The sequence below is a fragment of the Sinorhizobium chiapasense genome, assembly GCF_045277575.1.
Taxonomy (GTDB): Bacteria; Pseudomonadota; Alphaproteobacteria; order Rhizobiales; family Rhizobiaceae; genus Ensifer; species Ensifer chiapasense_A.
Genome location: NZ_CP144205.1, coordinates 2,397,180 through 2,422,055, shown reverse-complemented (window position 1 = coordinate 2,422,055; position 24,876 = coordinate 2,397,180). Strand labels below are relative to the sequence as shown.

Here is a 24,876-nt window from a genome sequence, read left to right as displayed (position 1 = left end):
GTCAGGTCCCCCGTATGCAAATGGCGGAAATCTGTCGGCCGTAGTCCGGCTCCTGCCTGTGGGTTGTCCGACGGTAGGAGAAAAAACGCTCCTCGTCGGCATAGGTGCAGATATCGAGATTTTCGGCGGTAACGCCTGCTTCGGTCAACCTGCGGATCGTGAGGCCCGGCAGATCGAACATTGCGTGGCCGTCGCGATCGGACGGCCTGAAATAGGATGCGTAGCTCTCGTTCGACGAGACGAAGCGCTCGACGAATTCGGCGCCGACCTCGTAGTTGCGGCGGCTGATCGACGGACCGAGGCAGGCGACGATGCGGTCGCGCCGGGCGCCGAGCGTCACCATCGCGTCGATCGTGCTTTCGAGCACGCCGCCGAGCGCACCCTTCCAGCCGGCATGGGCTGCGCCGATGACATTGGCTCCAGCATCGGCAAAGAGGATGGGGCCGCAATCGGCTGTCAGAACGCCGAGCACGATGCCCGGTGTCGCCGTCACCAGCGCATCGGCCTCGGGCCTCGCGCCGTCATAGCTTCCATCAATGATGACGGCGTCCGGAGAATGGACCTGGTGCACGGTCGCCAGCCGCTCCAGCGGCGCACCGAACCAGCCGGCGACGCGGATGCGATTCTCGTTGACATGGGCTCTTTCGTCCTTCGAGCCAAGGCCGACATTGAGGCCGCGATAGAGCCCTTCGGAAACGCCGCCCTGGCGGGTGAAGTAGCCGTGGGCGATTGCCGGCCCGACCTTCTCGCTGAAAAGCGAGCTTTGCACGGGAGAAAGCGCGGCGTCATGCTGCATCGGTATATTTGCCTTTGCTTTATGAATAGATTCAATGGGTTTGGGGGCGCGCTCCGGCCCGGCGACTGGCGGCTGATTTGCCGGCGCGATGTTGACCCGCGATGGCTGGGCTGTCAATTCCCGAACGGCGGGGGATGCCGACGGCCTGCGATCTTCAAGGCCGGTTGACGCCCGTTCATCGCGCGATACGCGTTGACGACAGCACCTTCCCAACGCCCGTGCCGGCACGAGGCAAAGCGGAAAATCGGGAAGTCCGGGTGTGGCTCCTGCCTTCAGGTTTTCGAGCGCCGGCGCCTGCAATCTTTGCGTGGGACCCTTTATAGGAGATGGGGTGGTTGCCGTCCTCCCCTAACAGCACGGGAACTATGCCAGGATGATGCGGCGTAGAGCACCAGCGGAGAGGATGGCAAATGAAAGACATGATGATCGGCGTGGACTTGGCAAAAAGTGTTTTCCAGCTTCACGGAGCGACAATGACAGGGCACGTGAAATTCCGCAAGAAACTGGCGCGAGGGCAATTCTACCGGTTCATGGCGACCCAAGCGCCTGCACTTGTCGTTATGGAAGCCTGCGGCAGCGCGCATTACTGGTCGCGAGAACTTGTCAAACTGGGCCATCAAGTAAAGTTGATCGCGCCGCAATATGTGCGGCCGTTCGTGAAGCGGCAGAAAAACGATGCTGCTGATGCCGAGGCTATCGTTATTGCAGCTCGTCAGCCCGAAATGCGTTTCGTCTCACCCAAAACCGCGGACCAGCAAGCTCAGGCGATCCTGTTTCGAGCACGCGAGCGTATTGTCCACCAACGAACGGAGCTGATGAATGCTCTGCGCGCTATTCTCTACGAGTATGGGCAGGCTGTTCCGCTCGGGATTGGCCGCGTCAAGCGCATCGCAGTGATAGTTGAGGACGTTGATATCGACCTGCCTGAGCTTGTGCGAGATGAATGCCGTGATCTGCTAGCACAGATCAACGAGAAGACCGCACGGATCGAGGAAAAGACGAAGCGGCTTATCGAGCTGTCACGGCAGAGCGATAATGCAAGGCGGCTTCAGACCATGCCGGGCGTTGGGCCGATGATTGCAATGGCTGTTGAGGCCTTCGCGCCAGCGATGGAAAACTTCCAATGTGGGCGTAACTTTGCCGCTTGGCTTGGCCTTGTTCCCCGGCAGTTCTCATCTGGTGGAAAGGAACGGCTCGGGCGAGCTTCAAAAGCCGGACAGGCTGACATACGCAGGCTGCTGATAATCGGGGCGATGACCCGTATCAGGTGGGCGAGCCTCAAGCCACCTGTGAAGGGCTCATGGTTAGCGCGGATGCTGACAAGAAAGCCGCGGATGCTGGTAGCGATTGCACTGGCAAACAAGATGGCCCGAAGAATATGGGCAATGTTGATGAAGCAGGAGGATTATCGAAACCAGGCATTGGTTGTGGCCTGACAAGAACCGGCTGCGAGTAGCAGAGCCGGCGATGAGGTGTGAGAAGTCGACGACCTGAATGGGCGCATGATCGAACCGATCGGGATTGGGAAAACCAGAACATTACTCAGGGTCTATAGCCCGTGTAGGAGATTTGGACCCGATCCGCAGATCACCATACCGGCCAGCGGTCTTTCGAAGTGCCGCAATAAAAGGCCTGACAGAAGACCGCACTCGATCACACGTCAGAAGGGTTGGAAACTTCTTGCGCAACGGACGGCAACCACAGAAGTATTGTCTAATATAATAGAATAGCTGAGTTTCCGGGAGGAGAAGATGAAACGAAGAACCCAGATCGAGGGTCGAACGTCGCGTCGCAAATTCCTGGGCGGAGCCGCAGTGGCCGGGGTTGCAATGGTCGCCGCGCCGAACGTTGTCAGGGCGCAGGGGCCGATCAGCATGCGTTGGCAAAGCACCTGGCCCTCCAAGGACATCTTTCACGAATTCGCGCTCGATTTCGCCAAGAAGGTCAATGATATGACCGGTGGCGACTTGAAGATAGAGGTGCTGCCGGCCGGCGCCGTGGTGCCGGCCTTCGGGCTGCTTGATGCCGTATCGCAAGGAACGCTTGACGGCGGCCACGGCGTCCTCGTCTACCATTACGGCAAGCAGGCGGCGCTGGCGCTATGGGGCTCCGGGCCGGGCTTCGCCATGGATGCCAACATGCTGCTCGCCTGGCACAAATACGGCGGCGGCAACGAGCTGCTGGCAAAACTCTACGAGTCGATTGGCGCCAACGTGGTCTCGTTCCCCTATGGGCCGATGCCGACGCAGCCGCTCGGCTGGTTCAAGAAGCCGGTCGCAAAGCCCGAGGATCTTCAGGGCCTGAAGTTCCGCACCGTGGGCATCTCGATCGACGTCTTCACCGGGCTCGGTGCGGCGGTCAATGCGCTGCCGGGCGGCGAAATCGTTGCGGCGCTCGACCGCGGCCTGCTCGACGCGGCCGAGTTCAACAACGCCTCTTCCGACCGGGTGCTCGGCTTCCCGGATGTGTCGAAGGTCTGCATGCTGCAGAGCTACCACCAGAATGCCGAGCAGTTCGAAGTGCTGTTCAACAAGCCGAAATACGACAGCCTGCCTGAACAGATGAAGGCGATTATCACCAATGCCGTCGAGGCGGCATCTCAGGACATGGCCTGGAAAGCGATCGATCGCTATTCCAAGGACTATTCGGAGATGCAGACGGTCGACAAGGTCAAGTTCTACAAGACCCCGGAAAGCATTCTGAAGAAGCAGCTCGAGGTCTACGACGAGGTGGTGAAGAAGAAGGCAGCGGAAAATCCGCTGTTCAAGGAGATCCTCGAATCTCAGATCGCCTTTGCCGCTCGGACCACGCGCTGGGAGCAGGATACCGTCGTCGGCCGGCGGCTGGTGTTCGATCATTACTTCGGACAGGAGGGCGTGGCGAAGGATCTCTGATGCCGCTCGCTCGGCGTGCAGCAGACGCAACGCCGGCGAAGAACGGCCTCCCGCACGGTGCAGACAGCCGAAAAGGTCGCAGTATTCGATAAATCGAAGCGTTGCAGCGAACTCCGTGCTTTTTGAAGGCACGCTGCTGTGGCGCCCCTCTTGAAGCCGAGGGCCCCGCGTGAACGTTCAGCATTTTCTGCTCAAGGTCGATGCGACCAGCGTGTGGATCGGCAAAGCCGCAGCCTGGCTGATTATCGGGCTGATGACGATGGTCTGCGTCGAGGTCGTCAAGCGCTACATCCTGAACATGCCGACGGCCTGGATATTCGACGCCAGCAACATGTTCTACGGGACGCTGTTCATGCTCGCGGGCGCATACGCCCTGGCGCAGAATGCCCATGTGCGCGGCGACTTCCTCTACAGTTCCATGAGGCCGCGCACGCAGGCCGCCCTTGATCTGATCCTCTACATCCTCTTCTTCCTGCCCGGCGTCACCGCGCTCGTTTACGCCGGCTACGATTACGCAGCGCTTTCCTGGCGGATCGGCGAGCATTCCACCGTGACGGCCGAGGGGCCGCCCATCTACTACTTCAAGACCGTCATTCCGGTCGCGGGCGGTCTCGTCCTGCTGCAGGGATTGGCCGAGATCACCCGTTGCATCGTTTGCCTGCGAACCGGTGAATGGCCAAGTCGGCTCAAGGATGTCGAGGAGCTCGACGTCGTCGCCGAGCAGCTCGAGCACAGCGAGCATGTGGACGCGCAAACGCGCGAGGCAGCGATCGAGCGGGCGCAGGAGATCGACCGGGCGGCCCGGCAACGGGGAATGGGGGGAGGCGGCGAGACGTGAGCGATCCACTCCTCGGATTGACGATGCTGATGCTCATCGTGGTGGTCATCATGATGGGATTTCCGACCGCGTTTACGCTTATGGGGCTCGGCATGCTCTTCGGTTTCTACGCCTTCTACAATCCCGCCGAGCACTGGATCAACAATCGCGTCTTCGACCTGATGGTGCAGCGCACCTATGGGGCAATGACCAATGACGTTCTGATCTCGATCCCGTTGTTCGTGCTCATGGGCTATGTGATGGAGCGGGGCGCGCTCGTCGACAAGATGTTCTACAGCATCCAGCTCGCGTTCAAGTGGGTACCTGCCTCGCTCGCCGTCGCCACTCTCATCGTCTGCACCTTCTGGGGCATCGCCAGCGGCCTCGTCGGTGCGGTGGTCGTGCTGATGGGGGTGATTGCGTTCAATCCGATGCTGCGCGCCGGCTATGACGTGAAGCTTGCCTCCGGCGTGATCACGGCAGGCGGTACGCTCGGCATCCTGATCCCGCCCTCGGTGATGATCATCGTCTATGCGGCGGTCGCGGGACAATCCGTAGTGAAGCTCTACGCCGCCGCGATGTTCCCCGGCTTTTTCCTCTCACTCCTCTACCTTGCCTATATTCTCGGTTGGGCGGTCATCAGTCCGAAGATCGCTCCGCCCCTGCCTGAGGAACAGACCAAGGTGCCCGTCAGTGCGTGGATGCGTGGCCTGCAAGCGTCGTACTCGCACAATATGCTGGCCGGGCTTTCTCGCGCATTGGTCTCGCCGACAAGGGCGCTTGCTCTCGAAGCGGAGGAGGGGCCCCTCACCTACTGGGTAATCGTCAAGAATTTCGGTGCTGCCTTGGTTCCGCTGGCGCTGACGGCTTCTTCCATGGCGCTCGTGTGGTGGTATGTCGTCATCCATCCGCAGGCATCGGCCGAAGCGGAGGCGCCGGAAGGGCTGGAACAGCTCGGCATGCCGGCGGCGGATGCGGGGCCGGCCACCGTCAACGGGCCGACGACAACCTTCTACACGTCATTCTGGCTGATTGCCGCAATCGCCGCGGTGGTGCTTGTCCGCTACTACCGCAACATGGACGCGGAGCGGCTACAGGTGGTGAAGCTTTTGGTCTCCTCTGTCATGCCGCTCGGCATCCTCACCATCGTCGTGCTCGGCGTGATCCTGTTCGGGATCACCACCGCGACCGAGTCGGCGGCCGTCGGCGCCGCGGGGGCTTTCCTGCTCGCATTTCAGGCCCGCACGCTCAACTGGCAGCGCACCAAGGAAGCGGTGTTCCTGACGGCGAAGACCACAGCCATGGTGTGCTGGCTCTTCGTGGGCTCGGCTTTGTTTTCCGCGGTGTTCGCCATACTTGGCGGCCAGGCGCTGATCGAGCAATGGGTGCTGTCGCTCGATCTGACGCCCGTGCAGTTCATGTTCCTTTCGCAGGCGATCATCTTCCTGCTCGGCTGGCCGCTCGAATGGACCGAGATCATCATCATCTTCGTGCCGATTTTCCTGCCGCTGCTAAAGCACTTCGACATCGATCCCGTGGTCTGGGGCGTTCTCGTCTTCGTCAACCTGCAGGCGGCATTCCTGTCGCCCCCGGTCGCAATGTCCGCCTTCTACCTGAAGGGGGTCTCGCCGCCGCATGTGACGATCAACCAGATCTTCGCCGGCATGATGCCCTATATGCTGATCGTCGTGCTCTGCATGGTCATCATGTATATCTGGCCCGGGATAACCCTCTGGCTCCCGAACTATCTCTACGGCAGCTGACGAATGGACTGCTCCGTCAGGCCTTTGGCTTGCGGAAAGGGGAAAGCGTAACCGGCGGGCTGCTCACGGCGAGGACCTTGAAGAGTTCGCCCATCTTGCCGGCACCGGCGCCGGCGAGCCTTTCGACGTCCTGGCGGATGCTCGCTTGCGTCGCGGCGTCCTTGTCGCGGCCAAGTGCCGCGGCACGGTCGAGAAGACCGAGCCCCACGAGGAAATCGCCCTGGTGCGCAAGGCCGTTGATCTGCACGTCGTCGGTCTTGGCGCGGCGGGCAAGCTGCTCGAAATCGACATGGCTGGTGAGATCGGCCCGCCCCGGATTGGCGAGTGGCGGATCATACTCGTGATTGCGAACGGCCTGCAGCGTATCGCCATATCCGGTGGCAAGATGGCCGTAATCGATGATCACGGCGGTGCCGCCGCTGATCTTCAGCCGCTCGCAAAGGGCCGACATGACGGCATCGCGGGCAGGGGCGATCTCGAAGATTGTGCCTTCGGCGACCCCCTGCGCCGGCGTCGGCAAGAGGCTGGGGTCGATGCCGGCGACGCCGGCGGCAAAGGTCAGTTCGTCGTTGGCGTCGAGGCCGACCATGCGCTCACGGAACCCTTGCGCGGTGCGCACGAATTGCCGGATCGGGATCGCATCGAACAGCTCGTTGGCGGCGAGCAGCAGGAAGCCTTCGGGCAAAGTCTCGAAGCTTGCGTGCCATTCGACCTTGTTGCCATGGGCGGCAAGGGTTTCGGACTGGATCTTGCGCAGGCGCTCACTGGTTTCGACGAGATGCACGCCGGCGGATGCATAAAGCTCCGGTGCGAGGCGACGCACGACGCGCAACATGTCGGCCATCATCGTGCCGCGGCCGGGACCGATCTCGGCGATGACGGCACCTTCGGGCTTGCCGTGCTGCTGCCAGGCGTGGACGAGGAAGATGCCGATCATCTCGCCGAAGAGCTGGCTGATTTCCGGCGCCGTGGTGAAATCGCCTTCCCTGCCGAAAGGCTCGTGCACCCGGTAATAGCCGTGCTCCGGATCCGCCAGGCAAAGCGAGAAATAATCGGTGACGCTGATCGGCCCGTGAGCCTTGATCAGCGCCTTGATCTTGTCCGCGAGTGGTGTCGTCATGCGTTCGCCCAGTTGACGGGGTGCGGCAGGAAAGCCGCACGCACCCGTTCCTCCTCATTCCGCGCCTAGGCTGCGACCGCGCGGCGGGCCCGGGCGATCGCCCAGATGCCGGCGAGTGCCATCGGCAGCGAGAGCAGCATGCCCATCGTCAGCCAGCCGCCGACAAGATAGCCGATCTGGGCGTCCGGTTCGCGGAAGAATTCGACGAAAATACGGCTCAAGGCGTAGCCAAGTACGAAGATGCCGGTGACAAGGCCCGGCGATTTCAACGCCTGGCGGCGGTAGACGAACCAGGCGAGCACACAGAGCAGCACCAGGCCTTCGAGCGCCGCTTCGTAAAGCTGGCTCGGGTGGCGGGCAAAGGGGCCGCCGGTCGGGAAGACGATTGCCCAGGGCATCGACGACAACCGGCCCCAAAGCTCGCCGTTGATGAAATTGGCAATGCGGCCGAAGAAGAGGCCGATCGGGACGACGGCAGCGACGATATCGAACAGGCTCCAGAGAACGATGCCGTTGCGCCGCGCGAAGATGATCATGGCGAGCGTGGTGCCGAGGAAACCGCCATGGAACGACATGCCGCCGTTCCAGATTTCAATGGCGCGGATCGGATTGGCGAGCACGGAGCCGAGATCGTAGAAGAGGATGTAGCCGATGCGACCGCCGAGAACGATGCCGCCGGCGGCCCAGAGCAGGAAGTCGTCGAGTTGCTGCAGCGTGACGGCGGGGATTTCGTTGCGCCAGAGCGCCGCATTCATCGCGAGGCGGCGCGCATAGAACCAGCCGATCAGGATGCCCGCGACATAGGCGAGCCCGTACCAATGGACGGCAAGCGGCCCGATCTGGAAGATGACGGGGTCGATTTCGGGGAAGGGAAGAATGGCGAGGCGGGCCGCTAAAGTTTCCAAGATATGTTCTCGTATCTATTTTCTTGTGCAAGGGCCGATTGTTTGGCGGAACATGGCGAGCGATTTCCGCCGGGTCAAGGCGCCTGTGCGCGCGCCTGGTACACGGCGGCGTGATTTGGCATGTGATTTTCCTTGCATCCGCTCGCCGCTGACCCTACCTGAAATTCATGACCGCATCGCAATGCGAGGCGATGGCTGAAATGGAGATCGCGACGATGAGCACAGGCGCCAACCGCATTCTGGATGACTTTGCCAAGATGATGACCGATGCCGCAGGTGCCGCCCAGGGCGTGCGCCGCGAAGTCGAGACCGCCTTCCGCGCGCAGGCCGAACGGGCGCTGAACTCGCTCGACGTGGTCAAGCGCGAGGAGTTCGAGATGGTCAAGGAAATGGCGATCAAGGCGCGCGAGGAAAACGATGCGCTGCTCGCCCGCATCGAGGCTTTGGAAGCGCGCCTCGCCGAGGCCGGCAAGTAACGCGATTCCGCCGAAATAACGGTATTTCAGCGTTTTTACTTCGCCCGCGAACTGGTTTCGCGGGCGTTTTGCTGTCGTTTGTCCTGGATCGTCTGAAACGCCGCTAACGCTGGTTAATAAAACCTGAAAAGTTTTCCACCTGTGGACACTGCCAAAAAACCCTTATGGCAGAGTCGGTTAAGCTCTCGCGCTTCATCCAAATGACAACGTGGACGCGATTCATCCCGGCTATTTTTCGGCCCGGGGGCTGGCAGCCTGACTCCGCCATTATACACTGATTTTAAATGATGATTCGAAACGAACCACGCAAGCTCCGGGCAGGGTAAGTCAGCCAGGATGGATGTGAGTTCAGCAATCATAGTGTGTTTGTAATCGGTGTCGGGTTTGCAGCGTTGCGTCTTGTGAGCGTGATGATGCATGTCTGCGCCACACCTATACAGGGTGATGCATGAGCCTTTTGGAAATGGAAGTCGAGCGCCAATCCAACCCGGTCGATATGATCGAGTTCGTGGCTGCAAACAACGACTGGTCGTTCGAACGATCCGGCGAAGATGAAATCGCCATGACGGTCGAAGGCAAGTGGGCGGACTACCACGTTTCCTTCTCCTGGATGGAGGAATTCGAGGCTCTGCATCTCGCCTGCGCCTTCGACATCAAGGTTCCGGAAAGCCGGGTCAATGAAGTCATCCGCCTGCTCTCCCATATCAACGGGCAGGTGCTGATGGGCCACTTCGACCTGTGGCGCCAGGAGGAAGTGGTGATCTTCCGCCAGTCGCTGCTGCTTGCCGGCGGCGCCGAGCCCACCAACCAGCAGGTCGAAGTTCTGCTTTCGAGCGCACTCGACGCTTGCGAATCCTATTATCAGGCGTTTCAATTCGTCGTCTGGTCCGGCATGGACGCGCAGCGCGCCGTCGATGCGGTCCTGTTCGAAACGGTTGGAGAAGCCTGATCATGACGAATGCCGCTTCCGGTCCCATCGTCCTCGTCGGCGCCGGCAATATGGGCGGCGCCATGCTTTCCGGCTGGCTGAAAAGCGGCGTCAAGGGCACCGACGTGCTTGTCGTCGATCCCGGCCCGCCGCCGGCCATGGCCAAGCTCATTGCCGATAACGGCGTGACACATGCGACCTCGGCACCATCCGGTGTCCAGGCGGGCGTGATCTTCCTGGCGGTCAAGCCGCAGGTGATGGAAACCGTGCTGCCGCCGCTGAAGCCGCTCGTCGGGCCGGATACGGTCATCGTATCGGTCGCGGCCGGCAAGACGCTCGCCTTTATCGAAGCCCATCTCGCCGCAGCGGCCACGGTTCGCGCCATGCCGAACACGCCGGCGATGATCGGCCGCGGCGTCACAGGCGCCTTTGCCAATGCACGTGTCAGCGAAGCGCAGCGCGCCCAGGTTCACGATCTCTTGAAGGTGAGCGGTCCCGTCGAATGGGTCAGGACCGAAGCCGAGATCGATGCCGTGACGGCGGTTTCTGGCAGCGGCCCGGCCTATGTCTTCTACCTCGTCGAGTGCATGGCGGAGGCAGGCCGCAAGGCCGGCCTCGAGGCGGACCTTGCCATGCGGCTTGCAAGGGAAACCGTCGCGGGGGCTGGCGAACTCCTGCACCAGTCCCCCGACGAAGTGGCGCGGCTGCGCCAGAACGTGACGTCGCCCGGCGGCACGACGGCGGCCGCACTCTCCGTGCTGATGGCCGACGATGGCATGCAGCCGCTTTTCGACAAGGCCATCGCGGCTGCGCGCAAACGCGCCGAGGAATTGGCCGGATAGAACGAACGCGCCAACCAAATGCAGATTGCGGCCCCGCGACATCGTCGTGGGGCCGATCCGTTTCGTGGGCGTCGACGATCGCTGGATGCGGCGTGTGCCGTGTGAACGAATTGCTCCAATGGCGTCGCCACGGCGCCGAACCTTCCGGAATCTGGCTGGATGCTTTAAGCCCGGCGGCGAAGAGCGTTTCACTAAGGACCTTGTTATGGTTGAAACTATTGAATTTGCTGATTTCGAACGCGTCGATATTCGTGTGGGCACCATCGTCGAGGCCGAGCCTTTTCCGGAAGCGCGCAAGCCGGCCTTCAAGCTGAAAATCGATTTCGGGCCGGAGATCGGCATAAAAAGATCATCGGCCCAAATCACGGTGCATTATCGTCCGGAAGAACTCGTCGGGCGGCAGGTGCTGGGCGTGGTCAATTTTCCGCCGCGCCAGATCGGTCCCGTCCGCTCCGAAGTGCTGACGCTGGGTTTTGAAGACGAGGCCGGCGCGATCGTGCTGGCTGCCACCGAACGGCCGGTCCCCAACGGCAAAAAACTGATGTGATCCCCATGACCGCGTCGGCATAGCGCTTGAGCGATCGGTTGTAGCGGGGGAGGTGGCGCGACAGGCTGCCGAGCGAAAGCCGACTCCTGGCGATCAAGCCGGCACGCGCACCGTTGCCCTGAGGCCGCCGAGCGGGCTGTCGCCCAGCGTGACATTGCCGCCGTGGCTGCGGGCGATGTCGCGGGCGATCGCAAGGCCAAGGCCGGTGCCGGAACTGTCGAGATTGCGTGCCTCGTCAAGGCGGAAGAAGGGTTTGAACACGTCTTCGCGCGATCGCTCGGGAATGCCTGGACCGTCGTCGTCGACGGTGATCGTGACCCATTTGGCGCTGTGGCGGGCGTCGACATTGACGGTGTTGGCATAGCGATAGGCGTTCGAGGCGAGATTGGCGACGAGGCGGGTGAAGGCGTTCGGCCGGACGCGAACCTCGTCTTCGCCCTCGATCGAGGTGGTCAGCGTCTTGCCGAGCAGTTCGGCTTCCGCGGCAAGCCGCGTCATCAGGTCGCTGAGTTTCAACTGGCCGACGTCCTCCTCCGCTTCGCCACGGGCGAAAGCGAGGTAGCCTTCAAGCATGTTCTGCATGTCCTCGACATCCTGGTTAAGGCTTTCGAGATCCGGATTGTTGCCGGCCAACGCCAACTGCAGCTTGAAGCGGGTGAGGATGGTTCTGAGGTCGTGACTGACGCCGGTCAGCATCGCGGTGCGCTGTTCGATCTGGCGCTCGATGCGCTCGCGCATCAGGATGAAGGCAAGGCCGGCGCGGCGGATCTCATCGGCGCCACGCGGCGCGAAGTCGTCGATCTTCTGGCCCTTGCCGAAGCTTTCGGCCGCCTTGGTCAACGCCAGGATGGGCCGGATCTGGCCGCGCAGGAACAGGATCGCGATCGCCAGCAGCACCAGCGATGCCGCCACCATCCACACGAGGAAGATGTGGGTGTTCGAGGCATAGGCCTGGTTGCGCCGGGCGTAGACACGCAGAATGCGGCCGTCGTCGAGCTTGATGCGGATCTCGACGAGCTTGGAGTTGCCGACCGTATCGATCCAGAAGGGGCGGCGGACCTGGTTGGAGATTTCTTCGCCGAGGATCTGATCGAGGATTTCGAAGAAGGGGCTTGGGCGCGGCGGCGGCAGTTCGCCAGGCGGATCGACGGAAATGCTGAGATCGAGTTGCTCGCGAGCGATGCGGATGATCTCGGCAATGTTGCGATCATCGGGGAAGGTATCGATGAGATCGACGATCGCGGCGATGTCGCCGGTCACGGCGGCCGACAGGCGCTGCGTCACCAGTTGCCAGTGGCGCTCCATGAAGATGAAGGCGACGACCGACTGCAGGAGCACCATCGGGATGATGACGATGAGCAGCGAACGGGCATAAAGGCCCATCGGCAGGCGGCGGCGCAGCCAGCGCGTGAAGCGACGCCAGGCATTGTCGCTGGAACCCGCCGCCCCGCGCTCTATACCGTCAAAGCTTGCCATGGAACGCTGCGCTCATCGGAAGGGCTGCCATCTCAGTCCACGCTCAGCCGGTAGCCGATGCCGCGCACCGTCTGCAGCCAGACCGGATTGGACGGATCGTCCTCGATCTTGCGCCGGAGGCGGTTGATCTGCACGTCGATCGTGCGCTCGCCGACCTCGGCATCGTCGCCGATCAGTTCGTGGCGCGGGATGGTCTCTCCAGCGCGCTGCGAGAAGAGCGTCATGATCTCCTGTTCGCGGTCGGTGAGGCGGATATGATCGGCGCCGCGGCGGAGTTCCTTGCGCACCACCGAAAAAGTGTAGGGGCCGAAGATCACCTGGTCGACCTTGGGCGCTTGGGCCGGCTGGTTGCGGCGCAGGATGTTGTTGATGCGCAGCACCAGTTCGCGCGGTTCGAAGGGCTTCGACAGATAGTCGTCGGCCCCGGCCTCGAGACCTTCGATGCGGGAATTGGATTCCGCCAGGGCCGTCAGCATCAGGATCGGTACGGACTTGATCTGCCGGAGGCTATGGGTCAGCGAGATGCCGCTCTCGCCCGGCATCATCACGTCCACGATCAGAAGATCGAAGTCGAGGCCGACGAGCTTACGCCGCGCCTCGTCCGCATCGGACGCGGTTGTCACCCGGAATCCTTGTTCCACCAGGTAGCGGTTGAGGAGATCGCGGATGCGCCGGTCGTCGTCAACGACCAGAAGGTGAGCCGCATCGTCCGAGACAGTCGGTTTTGTCGTCATTCCACGCTTCCCAATTTCCAGGCTCCCGCGCCCCTCTGCCGGTGGCGAGCCTCGTGTCAGTCTGCGGCGTTCTTCATCCCGGCGAGAAAGCGCTTGACCGTTTCCCGCGCGCCCGGACCCGATCTTGCCAATGCATCGGCTATGCGGCGGGACTGTGGCTCGGCCAGCGCACGCGCCAGCGCCTGGCCTTCCTCGGTTGTATAGAGCATGCGCTGGCGACGGTCTTCGGGGCCCGTCTCCTGGCGGATGTAGCCCGAGTCGATCAATTGCTTGAGGACGCGGGCGAGGCTCTGCTTGGTGATCTTCAACGTGTCGAGAAGGTCGGCGACGGTCATGCCGGGCTCACGGTCGACAAAGTGCACGACCCGGTGATGCGCCCGCCCAAAGCCACTCTTTTCAAGGATCGCATCCGGGTCGGAGGTGAAGTCGCGATAGGCAAAGAAGAGCAACTCGATGATCTCGAAATCGATCGTGTCATCATCGGCGGCGGCATCGCTGAGATACCGGGTGTTCTCTTTGGATTGGCCGGCCACGCGGTCATTTCCTTTCAGCCAGATTGCAACTTGCGAAACATTCGGAAAAATACGTCAGCTTTGTTGACATATTTTTACCGCGTCGTTAGCGTCCTCGCTCGGTAAGCGAGACATTTGGCGTTGGCAACACCTTGAAAGGATAAGCCCCGCCGTTCCGTTCGCAAATCCAAAATCACGAAATTGAATTTTCCCTCAGTCAGTTTGCCGATAGACTGAAAGCAGGACGATAATCAACAGAGAATGGCGCATATGCGCCGGAGGATGACACTATGGCAGCGGTTCCATTTGATCAGTTGGACGGAGAGATCTGGTTCAACGGCGAGTTCGTCGCATGGAAGGACGCCAAGATTCACGTGCTGACCCACGGCCTGCACTATGCCAGCGCCGTTTTCGAGGGTGAGCGCGCCTATGGCGGACGCATCTTCAAGCTGACGGAACACAACCAGCGCCTTCACAAGTCGGCCGATATCCTCGGCTTCAAGATTCCCTATTCGGTGGAAGAACTGGATGCGGCGAGCGTCGAGCTCCTGAAGCGCCAGGGCTTCTCCGAAGCCTATGTGCGGCCGATTGCCTGGCGCGGCAGCGAGAGCATGGGCGTTTCGGCGCAGAATAACCGCATCAATGTCGCCATCGCCATCTGGCAGTGGGGCAGCTACTTCAACCCGGCGGAAAAGCTGAAGGGCATCCGGCTCGACATCGCCGAGTATCGCCGCCCTGATCCGGCGACGGCGCCTGCGAAATCCAAAGCGGCCGGGCTCTATATGATCTGCACCATCTCCAAGCATGCGGCGGAGGCCAAGGGCTACGCCGACGCAATGATGCTCGACTATCGCGGCCGGGTGGCCGAAGCCACCGGCGCCAATATCTTCTTCGTCAAGGACGGCGTCCTGCATACGCCGGTGCCGGACTGCTTCCTCGACGGGATCACCCGCCGCACGGTCATCGAACTTGCCAAGCGCCGCGGCTACGAGGTCGTCGAGCGCGCGATCATGCCGGAGGAGCTCTCGGGCTTCACTGAATGCTTCCTCACCGGCTCGGCTGCCGAGGTGACGCCGGTTTCCGAAATCGGCCCCTATCGCTTCAAGCCGGCGACGATCACCGAAAACCTGATGAACGACTACATGAAGGAAGTCTATCCGGTCGCTGCGGCGGCCGAGTAACGCGGTCAGCAATGCTTTCGAATGCGGAAAAGGCGGCCCCGGGCCGCCTTTTGTCTTGCTACGGATGATCGGGTCAGGCGGTTTTGCCGAGGAACTGTCCGACAATGCCGCTCAGCACGCCACCGCCGACCAGGCCGCCGATGGCCTGCATGGCAAGGCCGGTCGCGGCGGCTTCGCCACCGAGCATCTGAATGAGGAACCCTCCGCCCAGGCCACCGATCGCGCCGACGATTGTCCGTGCGACGATACCGAATGCCTGCTGCTTCAACACTGCGCTGGCTGCGTTGCCGCCGGCCGCCCCCGCGATCAATTGGGTAATGATAGGCATTAATGCTTCCATTGATCCCTCCCGTGTCGTGGCTCGTCGTGGACGGGCCACCAAAAGCCGATGATCCGGCACCGATAGGTTGAAGCCGAATCTGGATTATTGTCAATTTGAACGAAATCGCCGCGCCGGCAGCCGGAGCCTTACCTATTGAAATGGTTTGATTTCAGCCGGAAGCGAGCATCTCGCGGTGGCAGGGAGGAACGCACGCACTGGTATCGGGAACGATCGGTTCTCGGACTGCGCTGAACGAAACGCGTGATTCGTGCGCGGGTCGAACGATGGGAGAAGGCGGAAAGCACGGTATTCTCCGGCGACCGCTTGATCGCCGGAGTAGCAAGGGGCCCCGTTATCGATAGACGTAGACGATGCGCCGCGTCGCCGGCTCGACCAGCACGGGCTGGCCGTTGATGCTGACATAGTCGTAGTTATAGTCAGGCACGCGGCGGACCGCGACGGTCTGCGGCAACTCGGCGCCAACCACGACTTCACCATCGAGGTAGACGGTTTCGCCAGGGTTCGACGCGATGTAGGTACGTACGGTTTCCGGCGGCACGATCGGATCGATCTCTTCGACCGGACCGATCAACTCATCGCCGCTGCTGACGATCACCGGATCGCTCGGCTGCGCCTCATAGGTGACGGCGGGAATCGCCAGATCGGCGCGACGTTCCTGCACCACGACGGTCGAACCGCCGAAGTTGGTCGTCAGATATCGCGCATAGACCCAGCCGCGTACGCCATTGATGTCGATGCGGCACCATTTGCTGCCTTCGATGCAGCCGTCGATGACCGCCGTGCTACCGCGGGTCGCCAGGCCGACTGTCGGATATTGAGGGCCCGGACCCGTGCGTATGTTGAGATCCGTGACTGTGGTGGCGGTCATGGCTGCAAAGGCGGCCGGTATGCCGACCGTCAACACCAAACCCGCGGCCGCAGCGGCTCGCAACAGGGGGCGGGTAAGCTTCACCATCATCTTTCTCCTCTTATTGATGAGGGCGAAACGCCCGCGTGCGCGCGGATGTTCCCCCGGGAACGTCACGAAATGTGACGCCGTGACATTCTCTCACGGGTGCCGCGGCCCGAGCGCCTGAAGAGTCGGCAGTGGAAGAGGGGGCAAAAATGCAGGATATTCAACAGGATCAAAACAACGTCACGGCCCGCAGCCTCAAGCCTGTCGTGCGCATCGTCGTTGCCGCCGAACTGGCAATTTCGGCGCTGCTGATGACGACCGTGCAATGGCCGGCGCCACAGGCCGCCACCAGCCAAGTGGCCATTCTGCGCTGATTGGCGCTGTCACCGGCGCCAATTGCCGTTATAGGAAGAACAACAGATCCTATAGAGGCAGACGCGCATGTTACAGGCGGGCATCATTCCAGTTACCCATTTCGAGCAGAATTGCACGGTGCTGTTCGACAGCGAAACCAAGGAAGGCGTGGTCGTCGATCCTGGTGGCGATGTCGATATCATCCTGCAGACGGTTCGCGAGAACGGCATTGCGCTGAAGGCGATCTGGATCACCCATGGCCATATCGACCACGCCGGCGGTGCCAAGGAATTGAAGGATGCGCTCGGGCTCGAAATCATCGGCCCGCACAAGGACGACCTGCCGCTGCTCGAAAGGCTGGAAAGCCAGGCAGAGCGTTTCGGACTGGCGATGAAGGTCCAGAATGTCATTCCGGATCGCTGGCTCGAAGAGGGCGATACCGTTTCCTTCGGCGATCATGTCTTCGAGGTCCTGCATTGCCCCGGCCACGCACCCGGCCATGTCGTCTACTTCAACCGGGCACAGAATTTCGCCCATGTCGGCGACGTTCTGTTCCACGGCTCGATCGGACGCACCGACCTGCCGGGTGGCAATCACCAGCAATTGCTCGATTCCATCCGTGACAAGATCCTGCCGCTCGGCGACAATGTCGGCTTCATCTGCGGCCATGGCCCCGGCGGCCAGATCGGCGAGGAGCGCCGCACCAATCCCTATCTGCGCGGGCTCTGACAGCGCTTGCGATGCTTGCATCGCATGAAAAAAGCACATGCCTCGGGCGAGACATGTGCTTTTCAAGTTCTATTGCATGTCCCCTTAAATCGACCTTGATTTAAGGACGAAGACATGCAGCAAATCAAAGTCCTACGGCGACCTTTGCGCGTCTGATGCGTCTGATAAGACGCGCGGCGCTGTAGGTTGATCTCACTCAGCGGCAGAGATGGCTGCGGCCGTCATAGCCGATGTACGTGCCGCTGTCCGGATCGAACGAGCGGTAGCGCTGCGAGCAATAGCGGTACCATGCCGGCGTCCAAGGCTCGACGCCATAGGTCTCGACGGCGACCGGGCGATAAACCTCACGATAGACCGGGCGGGCGCGGTAGACCGGCCGCGGCTCGTAATATTCGGGTTCCGGATCGATATAGACGCGGTCGCCGTAACCGCCGTAGGAGCGCGGCTGCGAGGCGATCGCGCCGCCGATCAGCGTGCCGGCGACGAGGCCCGCTGCGCCTGCCGCCCACGCATCGCTGTTGTCGTGATGCCGGTGGGTTGCTTGGGCGACGCCGAAGGTCGGGATGACCATGGCGGCGGCGGCGACCGAAAGAACGGCTGCTTTGATGAACTTGTTCATGGGCTTCAAATCCTATCGCATGGACCGGATCAATCCGGATTTCATGATGAGGGGAGGTTAATGCCGCCACCATGAACCGAGCCTGAACAAAAAAAACCCGGCAAGTCTGCCGGGCTTCAACTGTGAATCTGTCAGCAGATGTCGGCGTTAGCCGGCGATCTGCAGGTTGACCGCCTTCGGGCCCTTGCCGCGGCGATCCGGTTCGGTGTCGAAGCTCACCTTCTGGTTTTCCGTCAGACCGTTCAGGCCGGAAGCCTGGACTGCGGAAATGTGTACGAAGATATCTGCACCACCGTTGTCAGGCTTGATGAAACCAAAGCCCTTGTCGGTGTTGAAGAATTTTACAGTGCCAGTTTCGGCCATGCGTCAGGTCCTTTTCTCTCCACCCGTTTGACGGACGGGCGGCATTGCAGTTTGCCCGGATGGGCGTTGGCAGGCAGTTCTCGACGTCTGAGGAAAGGGTCCTGTTACCGCAGCCAGCCATTGGAGAAGTTGCATTTTCATGCGTCTCCCCGGTCTGGCCGCCCGGAGTTTTGCGTCTCCGGCCCGCTTTTATTTCAAGATCTTCCCGTGTTCGCAGATTGCCCGAACAGAGTAAGAGTGATGGGTTTATTTTGAATTGGCAAGCAAAACTTTTCAGGCGTGGTATTGCGTCTTGTCATTGCTCAAAAACCGGTCATTTCCGCGGTTGTTGTCCCTCCTTCAAGATATATCGCAAGCTGTTGAAATCACAGCTTTTTGAAAATGAGTGCCGCAAAATTGAGTGGGTTTTTGCTGTTTTTGGATGCAGCCGCAAGAAGGTTCATTGAACGCCGGCTCAGCCCGGTATTCGCAACTCTCTGATATATTTGATGCTTCTCGCATCCTGCGGTTCTTACGCAAGATTCTTGCAGAAAGTCTGCAGGTGTTGGATTGGGTCGGTCGATTACCCCGTGCGCCGCTCGCTACGCCGAAGCAACGACTTGATGGTCCGGTACAATAGTAAGTAAAGCATCGGCCCGACGTTGGACCGGCCGCTGATATAGTTCATGGCGCAGCGCCGCTTGCGGCCGCAATGTCCGGTTTCAGGTGGCGGCTTCCGCGCGGCGATTTCTGGTCAGTTCGGGTATGATCTCGACCGCAAGCATAGCCGCGAAGATGATGGCGCAGCCGGTATAGCCGATCGGCGTGATGACTTCGCCAAGCAGGAGAACGCCGAAGAGGGCGGCAAAAAGCGCCTCGCTCGAAAGGAAGATGGCCGCCTGCGGCGCCGTGGTGTAGCGCTGGCCCACCACCTGCAGGATGAAGGCGAGGCCGCTGGAGAAGATGCCGGCATAGAGGATTTCGAAGAGGGCGCCTTCCACGGCCGCAAGGCTCAGCGGCCCCGTCTTCACCGCGAAGAGGAAACCGAGCACCGCGCAGACGGCGAACTGCGTCATGGAGAGCAACATCGGCCGGCCGCTGCTGGGGGCGAAGAGGCCGACGAGCAGCAACTGCACCGCCCAGCAGAGGGCGCACAGGATCGTCAGGTAGTCGCCGCCGGTCAATGCCGACAGGGCGCCGCCGCTCAAAAGGAAGATGCCGAAGAGAGCCATCAGCGCGCCTGGCCAGATGACCCAATGCGGCTTGCGGCGCAGGAAGACGACCGTCAGCACGGGCACGAAGACGACATAGAGCCCGGTCAGGAAGCCGGAATTGGTGACGCTGGTGTCGAGAAGGCCGAACTGCTGGGTCGTTGCGCCGGCAAAAAGTGCGAGGCCGATGAAGATGAAATTGCGCACGGTCGTCAGCCGCAGCGGCTCGGCCGCGCGCCTCGTTTCGATGATGGCGAAGGGCATCGCAACCAGTGTCGCGATCGCAAAGCGAAGCGTGATGAACCACAGCGGGCTGATCGCATCCATGGCCGTCGACTGCGCGACGAAGCCGGCGCCCCAGATCGCGCCTGATATCAACAGCAGCAGATTGGCCTGAATGCGGGGCATGTCGTTCTCTCCTCGGACAGGCCGCCGTCTAGCAGTTGCGTTCTGGGCGGGCAAGGCTCATCGTCGGCGTTCATGGTGCTCGGAGATGGCGATGAATGACAGCGGATATTCCGGCACCCCGCTTGCCCGCAAGCTGGGTTTGAAGGACGGGCAGGCGGCGCTGCTTCTCGGCGTTCCGCCCGGGCTCGGGGAAATCACGGACTTTTCCGGATTCTCGACCTGCGAAAGCTCGATCAGTCGCATCGCCGGGCGCAGCTACGACTATATCCATGTGTTCGAGACTGAGAGGTCCCTATTGGATGACTTGGCGCCGGAGGTTGCGGCCCGGCTGAGGCCTGACGGCATGCTCTGGATTTCCTGGCCGAAGAAGGCATCGAAGGTGCCGACGACCTTGACGGAGGATGTGCTGCGCGACGTCTTCCTGCCGCTCGGTCTCGTCGACGTGAAGGTCTGCGCCGTCGATGCGGTCTGGTCCGGGCTGAAGTTCATGTTCCGCAGGGAGTTTCGCGACCGGCTGTCGTGAAGCGGGAGCGAAGGCCTGAATTCCTATTGCGTCGCACCCTTGGAGACCCGCAGAACGGCGCCGTCCTCCTCGTCGGTCACCATCAGCAATGCACCGTCCGGCGCGACGACCACGTCGCGGATGCGGCCGAACTCGCCGTCGAACAGTCGCTCTTCGGAGCCGATGACGCCGCTGTCGTCACGCTCCAGGCGGACGAGAAGCTGGTACTTCAGCGCGGCGACCAACAGGTCACCGTCCCACTCAGGAAACATCTTGCCGCGATAGACGGCAAGCGCGCCGGGGGCGATCGAGGGATCCCAATAGAAGAGGGGCTGGTCGAGGCCTTCCTTCGCGGTGCCTTCGCCAATCTCGGCGCCGGAATAGTCCTTGCCGTAGGTGATGATCGGCCAGCCGTAGTTGTGGCCGGCCTGCGGATTGTTGACCTCGTCGCCACCGCGGGCGCCGTGCTCGACGGTCAGCAGCGTGCCGTCCTTCGGGTCGAAGGCGATGCCCTGGGGATTGCGGTGGCCCTTCGACCAGATCTCCGCCAGCCCCCCGGTGCCGCCGCGATAGGGGTTCGATCCGGGAATGCTGCCATCGGCGTTGATGTGCAGGATGGCACCGGCATGATCACGCGGGTCCTGGGCGCGATCGCCTTCGCCGCGGTCGCCGATGCCGAAGAACAGGCTGCCGTCGGCTGCGATTGCGATACGGGAACCGAAATGCTGTCCCTTGCCGGTGAATTTCTTCATCCGGAAGAGTTCCTTGACGTCGGCAAGGCCGCTCTCGTCATCGGCCAGTTTTGCCCGCACGACGGCGGTGCCATAGCCGCCTTTGCCGTTGGCGGCCAAGGTCAGATAGAGCGTCCTGTTCTCGGCGAAGCCGGGGTCGAGGGCGATGTCGAGGAGGCCGCCCTGGCCACGCTCGGCGACTTCAGGCACGCCCTTCAGCGGTTTCGACAGCTTGCCATCGCGCAGGATCCTCAACCGGCCGGGACGTTCGCTGACGATCAGGCCGCCGCCGGGAAGCGCTTCGACGGACCAGGGGTGTTCGAGGCCGGTTGCCAAGGTTTCGACCCGCAGAGTGCCGTGCTGGCTCGGGAATTCACGCGCCTCCTGGGAACTGGCGCCGGAAGGCGCGACGATCGTGGCCAGAGCAACGAGCACGGCGAGCGCCGGGATATGCCGCCGCTTACTCAAGTGTTTCGACGCTTCTGCATCCGCTCGCCGCATTCCGCTTCTCCGGGCCGATTCGTTCAACAGGCAAGCTGGAGCGGGAGACGAGGCGGTTCAAGTCACATCCGATCAAAAGCGGTTTATTTCGAGATCGAGCCCGTCGTCAGCGGCGCAGGCCGTTGTTCGCCGATGAGATCGGCATTGACGATGTAGCGCATCGGCCCCTGTTCGACCGCATCGAAGGGCCAGCAGGTGGCGAGCGCCAGATGGTGGCCGGTGGCCGATGCATTGATGCCGCTTTCGTCCCAGCGGGCGACGCGGCTCTCGCCGGCCCGGAACAGGAAGCGCCGGCCATCCTTGCGTGTCAGCACCAGGAGATCGCCGGGGTTGACGTCCTTCAGCCATCGGAAATGCGTGTCGCGGTGGGCGGCGATGACGGAGGTGCCTTCGTCGCCGGGCAGGGGTGTCGTCGTCAGCCAGGCCGGGCCGAAGGCGAGCGCCTCGCCGCTGGCGCCTTCGAGCACGATCGCGGAACGGTTCAATCGCGGCGCGGTGATTTCCGCGGCGGTCTGGAAGTCGGCCCAGGGCCAGGGCTTGCCATCCGGGTTGCCGTGCAGTTGCGCCTCGAAGGTGCGCTTCAGAAGAACCTGCGAGACTTCGGCCTTGGCCTTCATGTAGAAGCCCTTGCCGATCAGCATCAGGCCGGCGAGGGCGATGAGGGCGATCACCGCGAGCACGATCGTTTCGACCGCCGAGAGGCGGGCGAGAAAGCCCGGACGAGGCTCGGGCTTTTGGCTGTCAGCGGCCACGACGGCGCACTCCCGCAAGCACGACGGCGGCGATCGGCGCGCGCCAGAAGACGAACGTCGTGCCGGCGAGGAGGGCGAAAGCCAGCAGCATCAGGCCGATCAGGATCTGCTTGTCCGCTTCCGTTGCCGTCTGCGGCAGGTTTACCTGATTGTTGGCCTCGGCGATCAGACCGGCTGCACGCGCCGTCGGGGCCGCCAGCATGCGGTCTGCTGTCGCCATAGCAAGCTTGGTCCGGCTTTCGATCGCCGCGTCGCGTTCGTCGATCTTGCCGGGGGGGCTCCCAGTGGGCTTTTCGCCAAAGACCTTGCCGAAGTCCCAGCCGGCCGGAAGGTTGAGCGGCAGCTTCGTTTCGGCCTGCGGCTCGCCGGCCGGGCGCGACGGCGTAGCATCGACCGCGACGAGGCTGGTGACGCGGGAAACGAGGTGGTGGGCGAGTGCGACGGTCTCGATCCGCTTGTCGAGCGTGGCGGGGTCGGCAATCGAAGCGGCGCTTGCCTCGAGGTCGTCGATCTTGCGACGCGCCCAGAGCTTGGCGATGCCCTGACCGGTTGAGGCCTTGGCGATGTCCATCTCGACCCGCCAGGGCTGGTCGCCGGCCTTGCCGAGGATCTGCAGCTTGCCCTCGGGTGCGGTGCCGTCGAGTTCGGCCGTCAGCACCACCGGTTCGCCGCGGTAGAGATCGGGCATCGGGTTCGGCGTGATGTCGCTTGCCGATGCGCCCTCAAAGCTCGCGGAGATATCGGTCATCGCAGGCCTTTCGAGCTTGGTGAAAAGCTCACCCATGCGCTCGGCCACCTGGTTTTCCGAGCCGATCAGCGTGAAGCTGCCGCGGCCGTATTCGGCGGCCTTGGTCATGAAATGGCTATTCGGGGCCGAGCCGATGCCGACGGTAAAGACACGGGCGTCGCCACGGTTCTTCTGGATCTCGTCGAAGAGCTGCGTCTCGTTGCCGATCGCACCGTCGGTCAGGAAGACGACCTGGCGAAGGGCGCCGGCCTGGACCGGACCCTGGCTGCGCAGCGCCGCTTCGAGCGCCGGCAGCATTTCCGTACCGCCGTCGGCGGTCAGGCCTCGGACATAGGCGATCGCATCCTCGCGCTTGTCCGGCGTCGCCTCGACGAGATCAGGGAAATGCACGGTCATCGTGTCGTCGAAGCGGATGACGTTGAAACGGTCCTCGGGCTTCAGCCTCGAGATCGCCAGGGCCAGGCTCTCCTTGGCCTGCTCCATCGAGGGGCCGGCCATGGAGCCGGAATTGTCGATGACGAAAACGATCTCGCGCTTGACCGGTTTGGCGCCGGCGTCGGCTGCTGCGACCGGCGGCGTCACGAAGGAGAGCAAATAGGTCTTGTTGCCCATCGTCTCCCGGAAAAGACCGGCATAGGGGCTCTTGCCCTCGATCGCCTTCCAGGTGAGCTCGAAGTCGCGGTCGGCTGGAACACTATTGCCCTTCAACGTGACGCGGCGGCTGAGATCGTCGAGGTTGGCGATATCGACGTCGTGGTAGGCGGATTTCACCTCGCCGAGCGGGAAGCCTGCCTTGAGGTTTACCGTCAGCGTGACGGGGTTGACCTTGGCGTTCTCCTTGGGGTCGAGAACCGGGGCCTCGATCTTTTCGCGATCGGGAACCGGGTCGTTGACGGCATAACCGGTGCGGCTGTCGAGATCGACGGTCTGAACGATCGGTTGCGGGTTGTAGCGGGGTGCCACGACCATCGGGAAGCGCAGCGAATAGAGCCCGTTCGACTGGCGCACAGCGCTCTGGTACTCGATCTGCACGACGACCGTCTCGCCGGGGCCGATATTAGCGACCTGGTTGGTGAAGATGTTCGGGCGCTGCTGCTCCAGCAGAGCCGCCTTCTTGCCCTCGACCTTGGCCTGCTCGTAGATTTCCTTGGCGGCCTGGCGCGGCTTTATCTGGCCCTCGATGAAGCGGTCACCGATCTGCATCTTCAGCGTATCGACGGCCGAGTCCTCGGGAAGCGGAAAGACATAGGTACCTTCGACCCAGCCCTTGCTGGGGTTCTCGAAGCGCTGGGTGACACGGGTGCGCATGATCGGGCCGTTGACGTCGATCGTCACGTCCGTCGCCAGCCTCGGCGCTTCGACGAAATAACCGGGTTCCTTTGACGGGAAGAGCAGGGCGCCGGTGCCCAGATCGTTGGGGCGAACATAGCCGGCCATCTTCTGGGGCTCGGCGCTGGCTGTCTCGGCGGCGACCTGCGTCATCAGGCCGATGAGCATCAGGATGCAGGCAGCGAGCGCGGCGATCGCCAGATACATGCCCCAGCGCGCTTCATTCCGTGCGGTCTTCAATGAGGCAATTTCGTCGTCGAGAAACATTGCATACCCCCGTCATGCGAATGTGTTCGGATGATCGAAGAAGAGGCCCGGAAACCGGCTCTTGCAGGACGGAATTGCGGCGTTCCGCGACAGTTGTGATGGCTAAATTATGGCATTTGAAAAATTGCGGGATTGCGCTGATTTTTTTGAATAA

General features: G+C 62.0%; 26 protein-coding genes. 12 read left to right on the top strand and 14 right to left on the bottom strand.

The genetic code is table 11. The features are described 5' to 3' along the window. Position 1: 1 nt before the first annotated feature. Positions 2-796, bottom strand: a complete 795-nt coding sequence (gene pgeF, locus QM996_RS11770) for a purine nucleoside phosphorylase YfiH/LACC1 family protein (protein ID WP_500267630.1) — start codon at positions 794-796, stop codon at positions 2-4. 410 nt (positions 797-1,206) lie between these two features. Between pgeF and QM996_RS11765 the strand changes: the two genes are divergently transcribed. From QM996_RS11765 to QM996_RS11750, 4 genes are all read left to right on the top strand, one after another. Next, positions 1,207-2,232 (top strand): IS110 family RNA-guided transposase, encoded by a 1,026-nt coding sequence (locus QM996_RS11765; RefSeq protein ID WP_334198640.1) that lies wholly within the window; start codon positions 1,207-1,209, stop codon positions 2,230-2,232. A gap of 315 nt (positions 2,233-2,547) precedes the next feature. Then, on the top strand, positions 2,548-3,690 hold the full coding sequence (locus QM996_RS11760) for a TRAP transporter substrate-binding protein (RefSeq protein ID WP_500267629.1): 1,143 nt from the start codon (positions 2,548-2,550) through the stop codon (positions 3,688-3,690). 169 nt (positions 3,691-3,859) lie between these two features. Further along, on the top strand, positions 3,860-4,528 hold the full coding sequence (locus QM996_RS11755) for a TRAP transporter small permease subunit (RefSeq protein WP_500267628.1): 669 nt from the start codon (positions 3,860-3,862) through the stop codon (positions 4,526-4,528). Further along, positions 4,525-6,270, top strand: coding sequence for a TRAP transporter large permease (locus tag QM996_RS11750; protein WP_500267627.1), 1,746 nt, complete (start codon positions 4,525-4,527; stop codon positions 6,268-6,270). The genes QM996_RS11755 and QM996_RS11750 overlap by 4 nt, the downstream gene beginning before the upstream one ends. 16 nt (positions 6,271-6,286) lie before the next feature. Here QM996_RS11750 and QM996_RS11745 read toward each other — a convergent pair whose 3' ends face one another. Continuing rightward, positions 6,287-7,390: a class I SAM-dependent methyltransferase gene (locus QM996_RS11745; protein WP_500267626.1), complete on the bottom strand. Its 1,104-nt coding sequence runs from the start codon at positions 7,388-7,390 to the stop codon at positions 6,287-6,289. Positions 7,391-7,455: 65 nt separating this feature from the next. Continuing rightward, on the bottom strand, positions 7,456-8,295 hold the full coding sequence (gene lgt / locus QM996_RS11740) for a prolipoprotein diacylglyceryl transferase (RefSeq protein WP_500267625.1): 840 nt from the start codon (positions 8,293-8,295) through the stop codon (positions 7,456-7,458). Positions 8,296-8,510: 215 nt separating this feature from the next. On the opposite strand from lgt, the gene QM996_RS11735 reads away from it, so the two are divergent. From QM996_RS11735 to QM996_RS11720, 4 genes are all read left to right on the top strand, one after another. After that, complete coding sequence (locus tag QM996_RS11735; protein ID WP_275024421.1) at positions 8,511-8,771, top strand: accessory factor UbiK family protein; 261 nt, start codon at positions 8,511-8,513, stop codon at positions 8,769-8,771. Positions 8,772-9,219: 448 nt separating this feature from the next. Beyond that, positions 9,220-9,720 carry a type III secretion system chaperone family protein gene (locus QM996_RS11730; protein ID WP_043618087.1) on the top strand — a complete coding sequence of 167 codons (501 nt, stop codon included), beginning with the start codon at positions 9,220-9,222 and terminating at the stop codon, positions 9,718-9,720. A 2-nt stretch (positions 9,721-9,722) separates the two neighbouring features. Next, positions 9,723-10,541: a pyrroline-5-carboxylate reductase gene (gene proC / locus QM996_RS11725; protein ID WP_500267624.1), complete on the top strand. Its 819-nt coding sequence runs from the start codon at positions 9,723-9,725 to the stop codon at positions 10,539-10,541. Positions 10,542-10,746: 205 nt separating this feature from the next. Next, complete coding sequence (locus QM996_RS11720; protein WP_500270299.1) at positions 10,747-11,088, top strand: tRNA-binding protein; 342 nt, start codon at positions 10,747-10,749, stop codon at positions 11,086-11,088. A gap of 93 nt (positions 11,089-11,181) precedes the next feature. Here QM996_RS11720 and QM996_RS11715 read toward each other — a convergent pair whose 3' ends face one another. From QM996_RS11715 to QM996_RS11705, 3 genes are read right to left on the bottom strand one after another with little or no spacing between them, the layout of a single operon-like run. After that, complete coding sequence (locus QM996_RS11715; RefSeq protein WP_483503822.1) at positions 11,182-12,564, bottom strand: ATP-binding protein; 1,383 nt, start codon at positions 12,562-12,564, stop codon at positions 11,182-11,184. Positions 12,565-12,596: 32 nt separating this feature from the next. After that, a complete protein-coding gene (locus QM996_RS11710; RefSeq protein WP_500267623.1) occupies positions 12,597-13,298 on the bottom strand; it encodes a response regulator transcription factor family protein in 702 nt (233 codons plus the stop codon). Positions 13,299-13,354: 56 nt separating this feature from the next. Continuing rightward, positions 13,355-13,831: a MarR family winged helix-turn-helix transcriptional regulator gene (locus QM996_RS11705; protein ID WP_429816031.1), complete on the bottom strand. Its 477-nt coding sequence runs from the start codon at positions 13,829-13,831 to the stop codon at positions 13,355-13,357. A 269-nt stretch (positions 13,832-14,100) separates the two neighbouring features. Between QM996_RS11705 and QM996_RS11700 the strand changes: the two genes are divergently transcribed. Beyond that, positions 14,101-14,991, top strand: coding sequence for a branched-chain amino acid aminotransferase (locus QM996_RS11700; protein WP_500267622.1), 891 nt, complete (start codon positions 14,101-14,103; stop codon positions 14,989-14,991). Positions 14,992-15,064: 73 nt separating this feature from the next. Here QM996_RS11700 and QM996_RS11695 read toward each other — a convergent pair whose 3' ends face one another. Together QM996_RS11695 and QM996_RS11690 are read right to left on the bottom strand one after the other, a co-directional pair. Further along, positions 15,065-15,331: a hypothetical protein gene (locus tag QM996_RS11695; protein WP_043618063.1), complete on the bottom strand. Its 267-nt coding sequence runs from the start codon at positions 15,329-15,331 to the stop codon at positions 15,065-15,067. A gap of 334 nt (positions 15,332-15,665) precedes the next feature. Beyond that, positions 15,666-16,289, bottom strand: coding sequence for a DUF1236 domain-containing protein (locus tag QM996_RS11690; protein ID WP_500270298.1), 624 nt, complete (start codon positions 16,287-16,289; stop codon positions 15,666-15,668). Positions 16,290-16,438: 149 nt separating this feature from the next. Here QM996_RS11690 and QM996_RS11685 point away from each other — a divergent pair, with 149 nt between their 5' ends. Continuing rightward, positions 16,439-16,603, top strand: coding sequence for a hypothetical protein (locus tag QM996_RS11685; RefSeq protein WP_500267621.1), 165 nt, complete (start codon positions 16,439-16,441; stop codon positions 16,601-16,603). 67 nt (positions 16,604-16,670) lie between these two features. Beyond that, positions 16,671-17,312 (top strand): MBL fold metallo-hydrolase, encoded by a 642-nt coding sequence (locus QM996_RS11680; RefSeq protein ID WP_500267620.1) that lies wholly within the window; start codon positions 16,671-16,673, stop codon positions 17,310-17,312. Between the two features lie 196 nt (positions 17,313-17,508). Here QM996_RS11680 and QM996_RS11675 read toward each other — a convergent pair whose 3' ends face one another. The 3 genes from QM996_RS11675 to QM996_RS11665 form a co-directional block, all read right to left on the bottom strand. Continuing rightward, positions 17,509-17,931 carry a BA14K family protein gene (locus QM996_RS11675; protein WP_500267619.1) on the bottom strand — a complete coding sequence of 141 codons (423 nt, stop codon included), beginning with the start codon at positions 17,929-17,931 and terminating at the stop codon, positions 17,509-17,511. Between the two features lie 147 nt (positions 17,932-18,078). Further along, positions 18,079-18,294: a cold-shock protein gene (locus QM996_RS11670; protein WP_057253168.1), complete on the bottom strand. Its 216-nt coding sequence runs from the start codon at positions 18,292-18,294 to the stop codon at positions 18,079-18,081. Between the two features lie 701 nt (positions 18,295-18,995). Next, positions 18,996-19,892 carry a DMT family transporter gene (locus QM996_RS11665; RefSeq protein WP_500267618.1) on the bottom strand — a complete coding sequence of 299 codons (897 nt, stop codon included), beginning with the start codon at positions 19,890-19,892 and terminating at the stop codon, positions 18,996-18,998. Between the two features lie 91 nt (positions 19,893-19,983). Here QM996_RS11665 and QM996_RS11660 point away from each other — a divergent pair, with 91 nt between their 5' ends. Next, positions 19,984-20,415, top strand: a complete 432-nt coding sequence (locus QM996_RS11660) for a hypothetical protein (protein WP_500267617.1) — start codon at positions 19,984-19,986, stop codon at positions 20,413-20,415. A gap of 23 nt (positions 20,416-20,438) precedes the next feature. On the opposite strand, the gene QM996_RS11655 is transcribed toward QM996_RS11660, so the two are convergent. From QM996_RS11655 to QM996_RS11645, 3 genes are all read right to left on the bottom strand, one after another. Beyond that, the gene (locus QM996_RS11655; protein WP_500267616.1) at positions 20,439-21,626 is read right to left on the bottom strand and encodes a PQQ-dependent sugar dehydrogenase; all 1,188 of its coding nucleotides are present in this window, start codon (positions 21,624-21,626) and stop codon (positions 20,439-20,441) included. Between the two features lie 83 nt (positions 21,627-21,709). Then, on the bottom strand, positions 21,710-22,396 hold the full coding sequence (locus QM996_RS11650; RefSeq protein WP_500267615.1) for a class GN sortase: 687 nt from the start codon (positions 22,394-22,396) through the stop codon (positions 21,710-21,712). Further along, positions 22,368-24,722 (bottom strand): marine proteobacterial sortase target protein, encoded by a 2,355-nt coding sequence (locus QM996_RS11645; RefSeq protein ID WP_500267614.1) that lies wholly within the window; start codon positions 24,720-24,722, stop codon positions 22,368-22,370. The genes QM996_RS11650 and QM996_RS11645 overlap by 29 nt, the downstream gene beginning before the upstream one ends. Between the last annotated feature and the right edge of the window lie 154 nt (positions 24,723-24,876).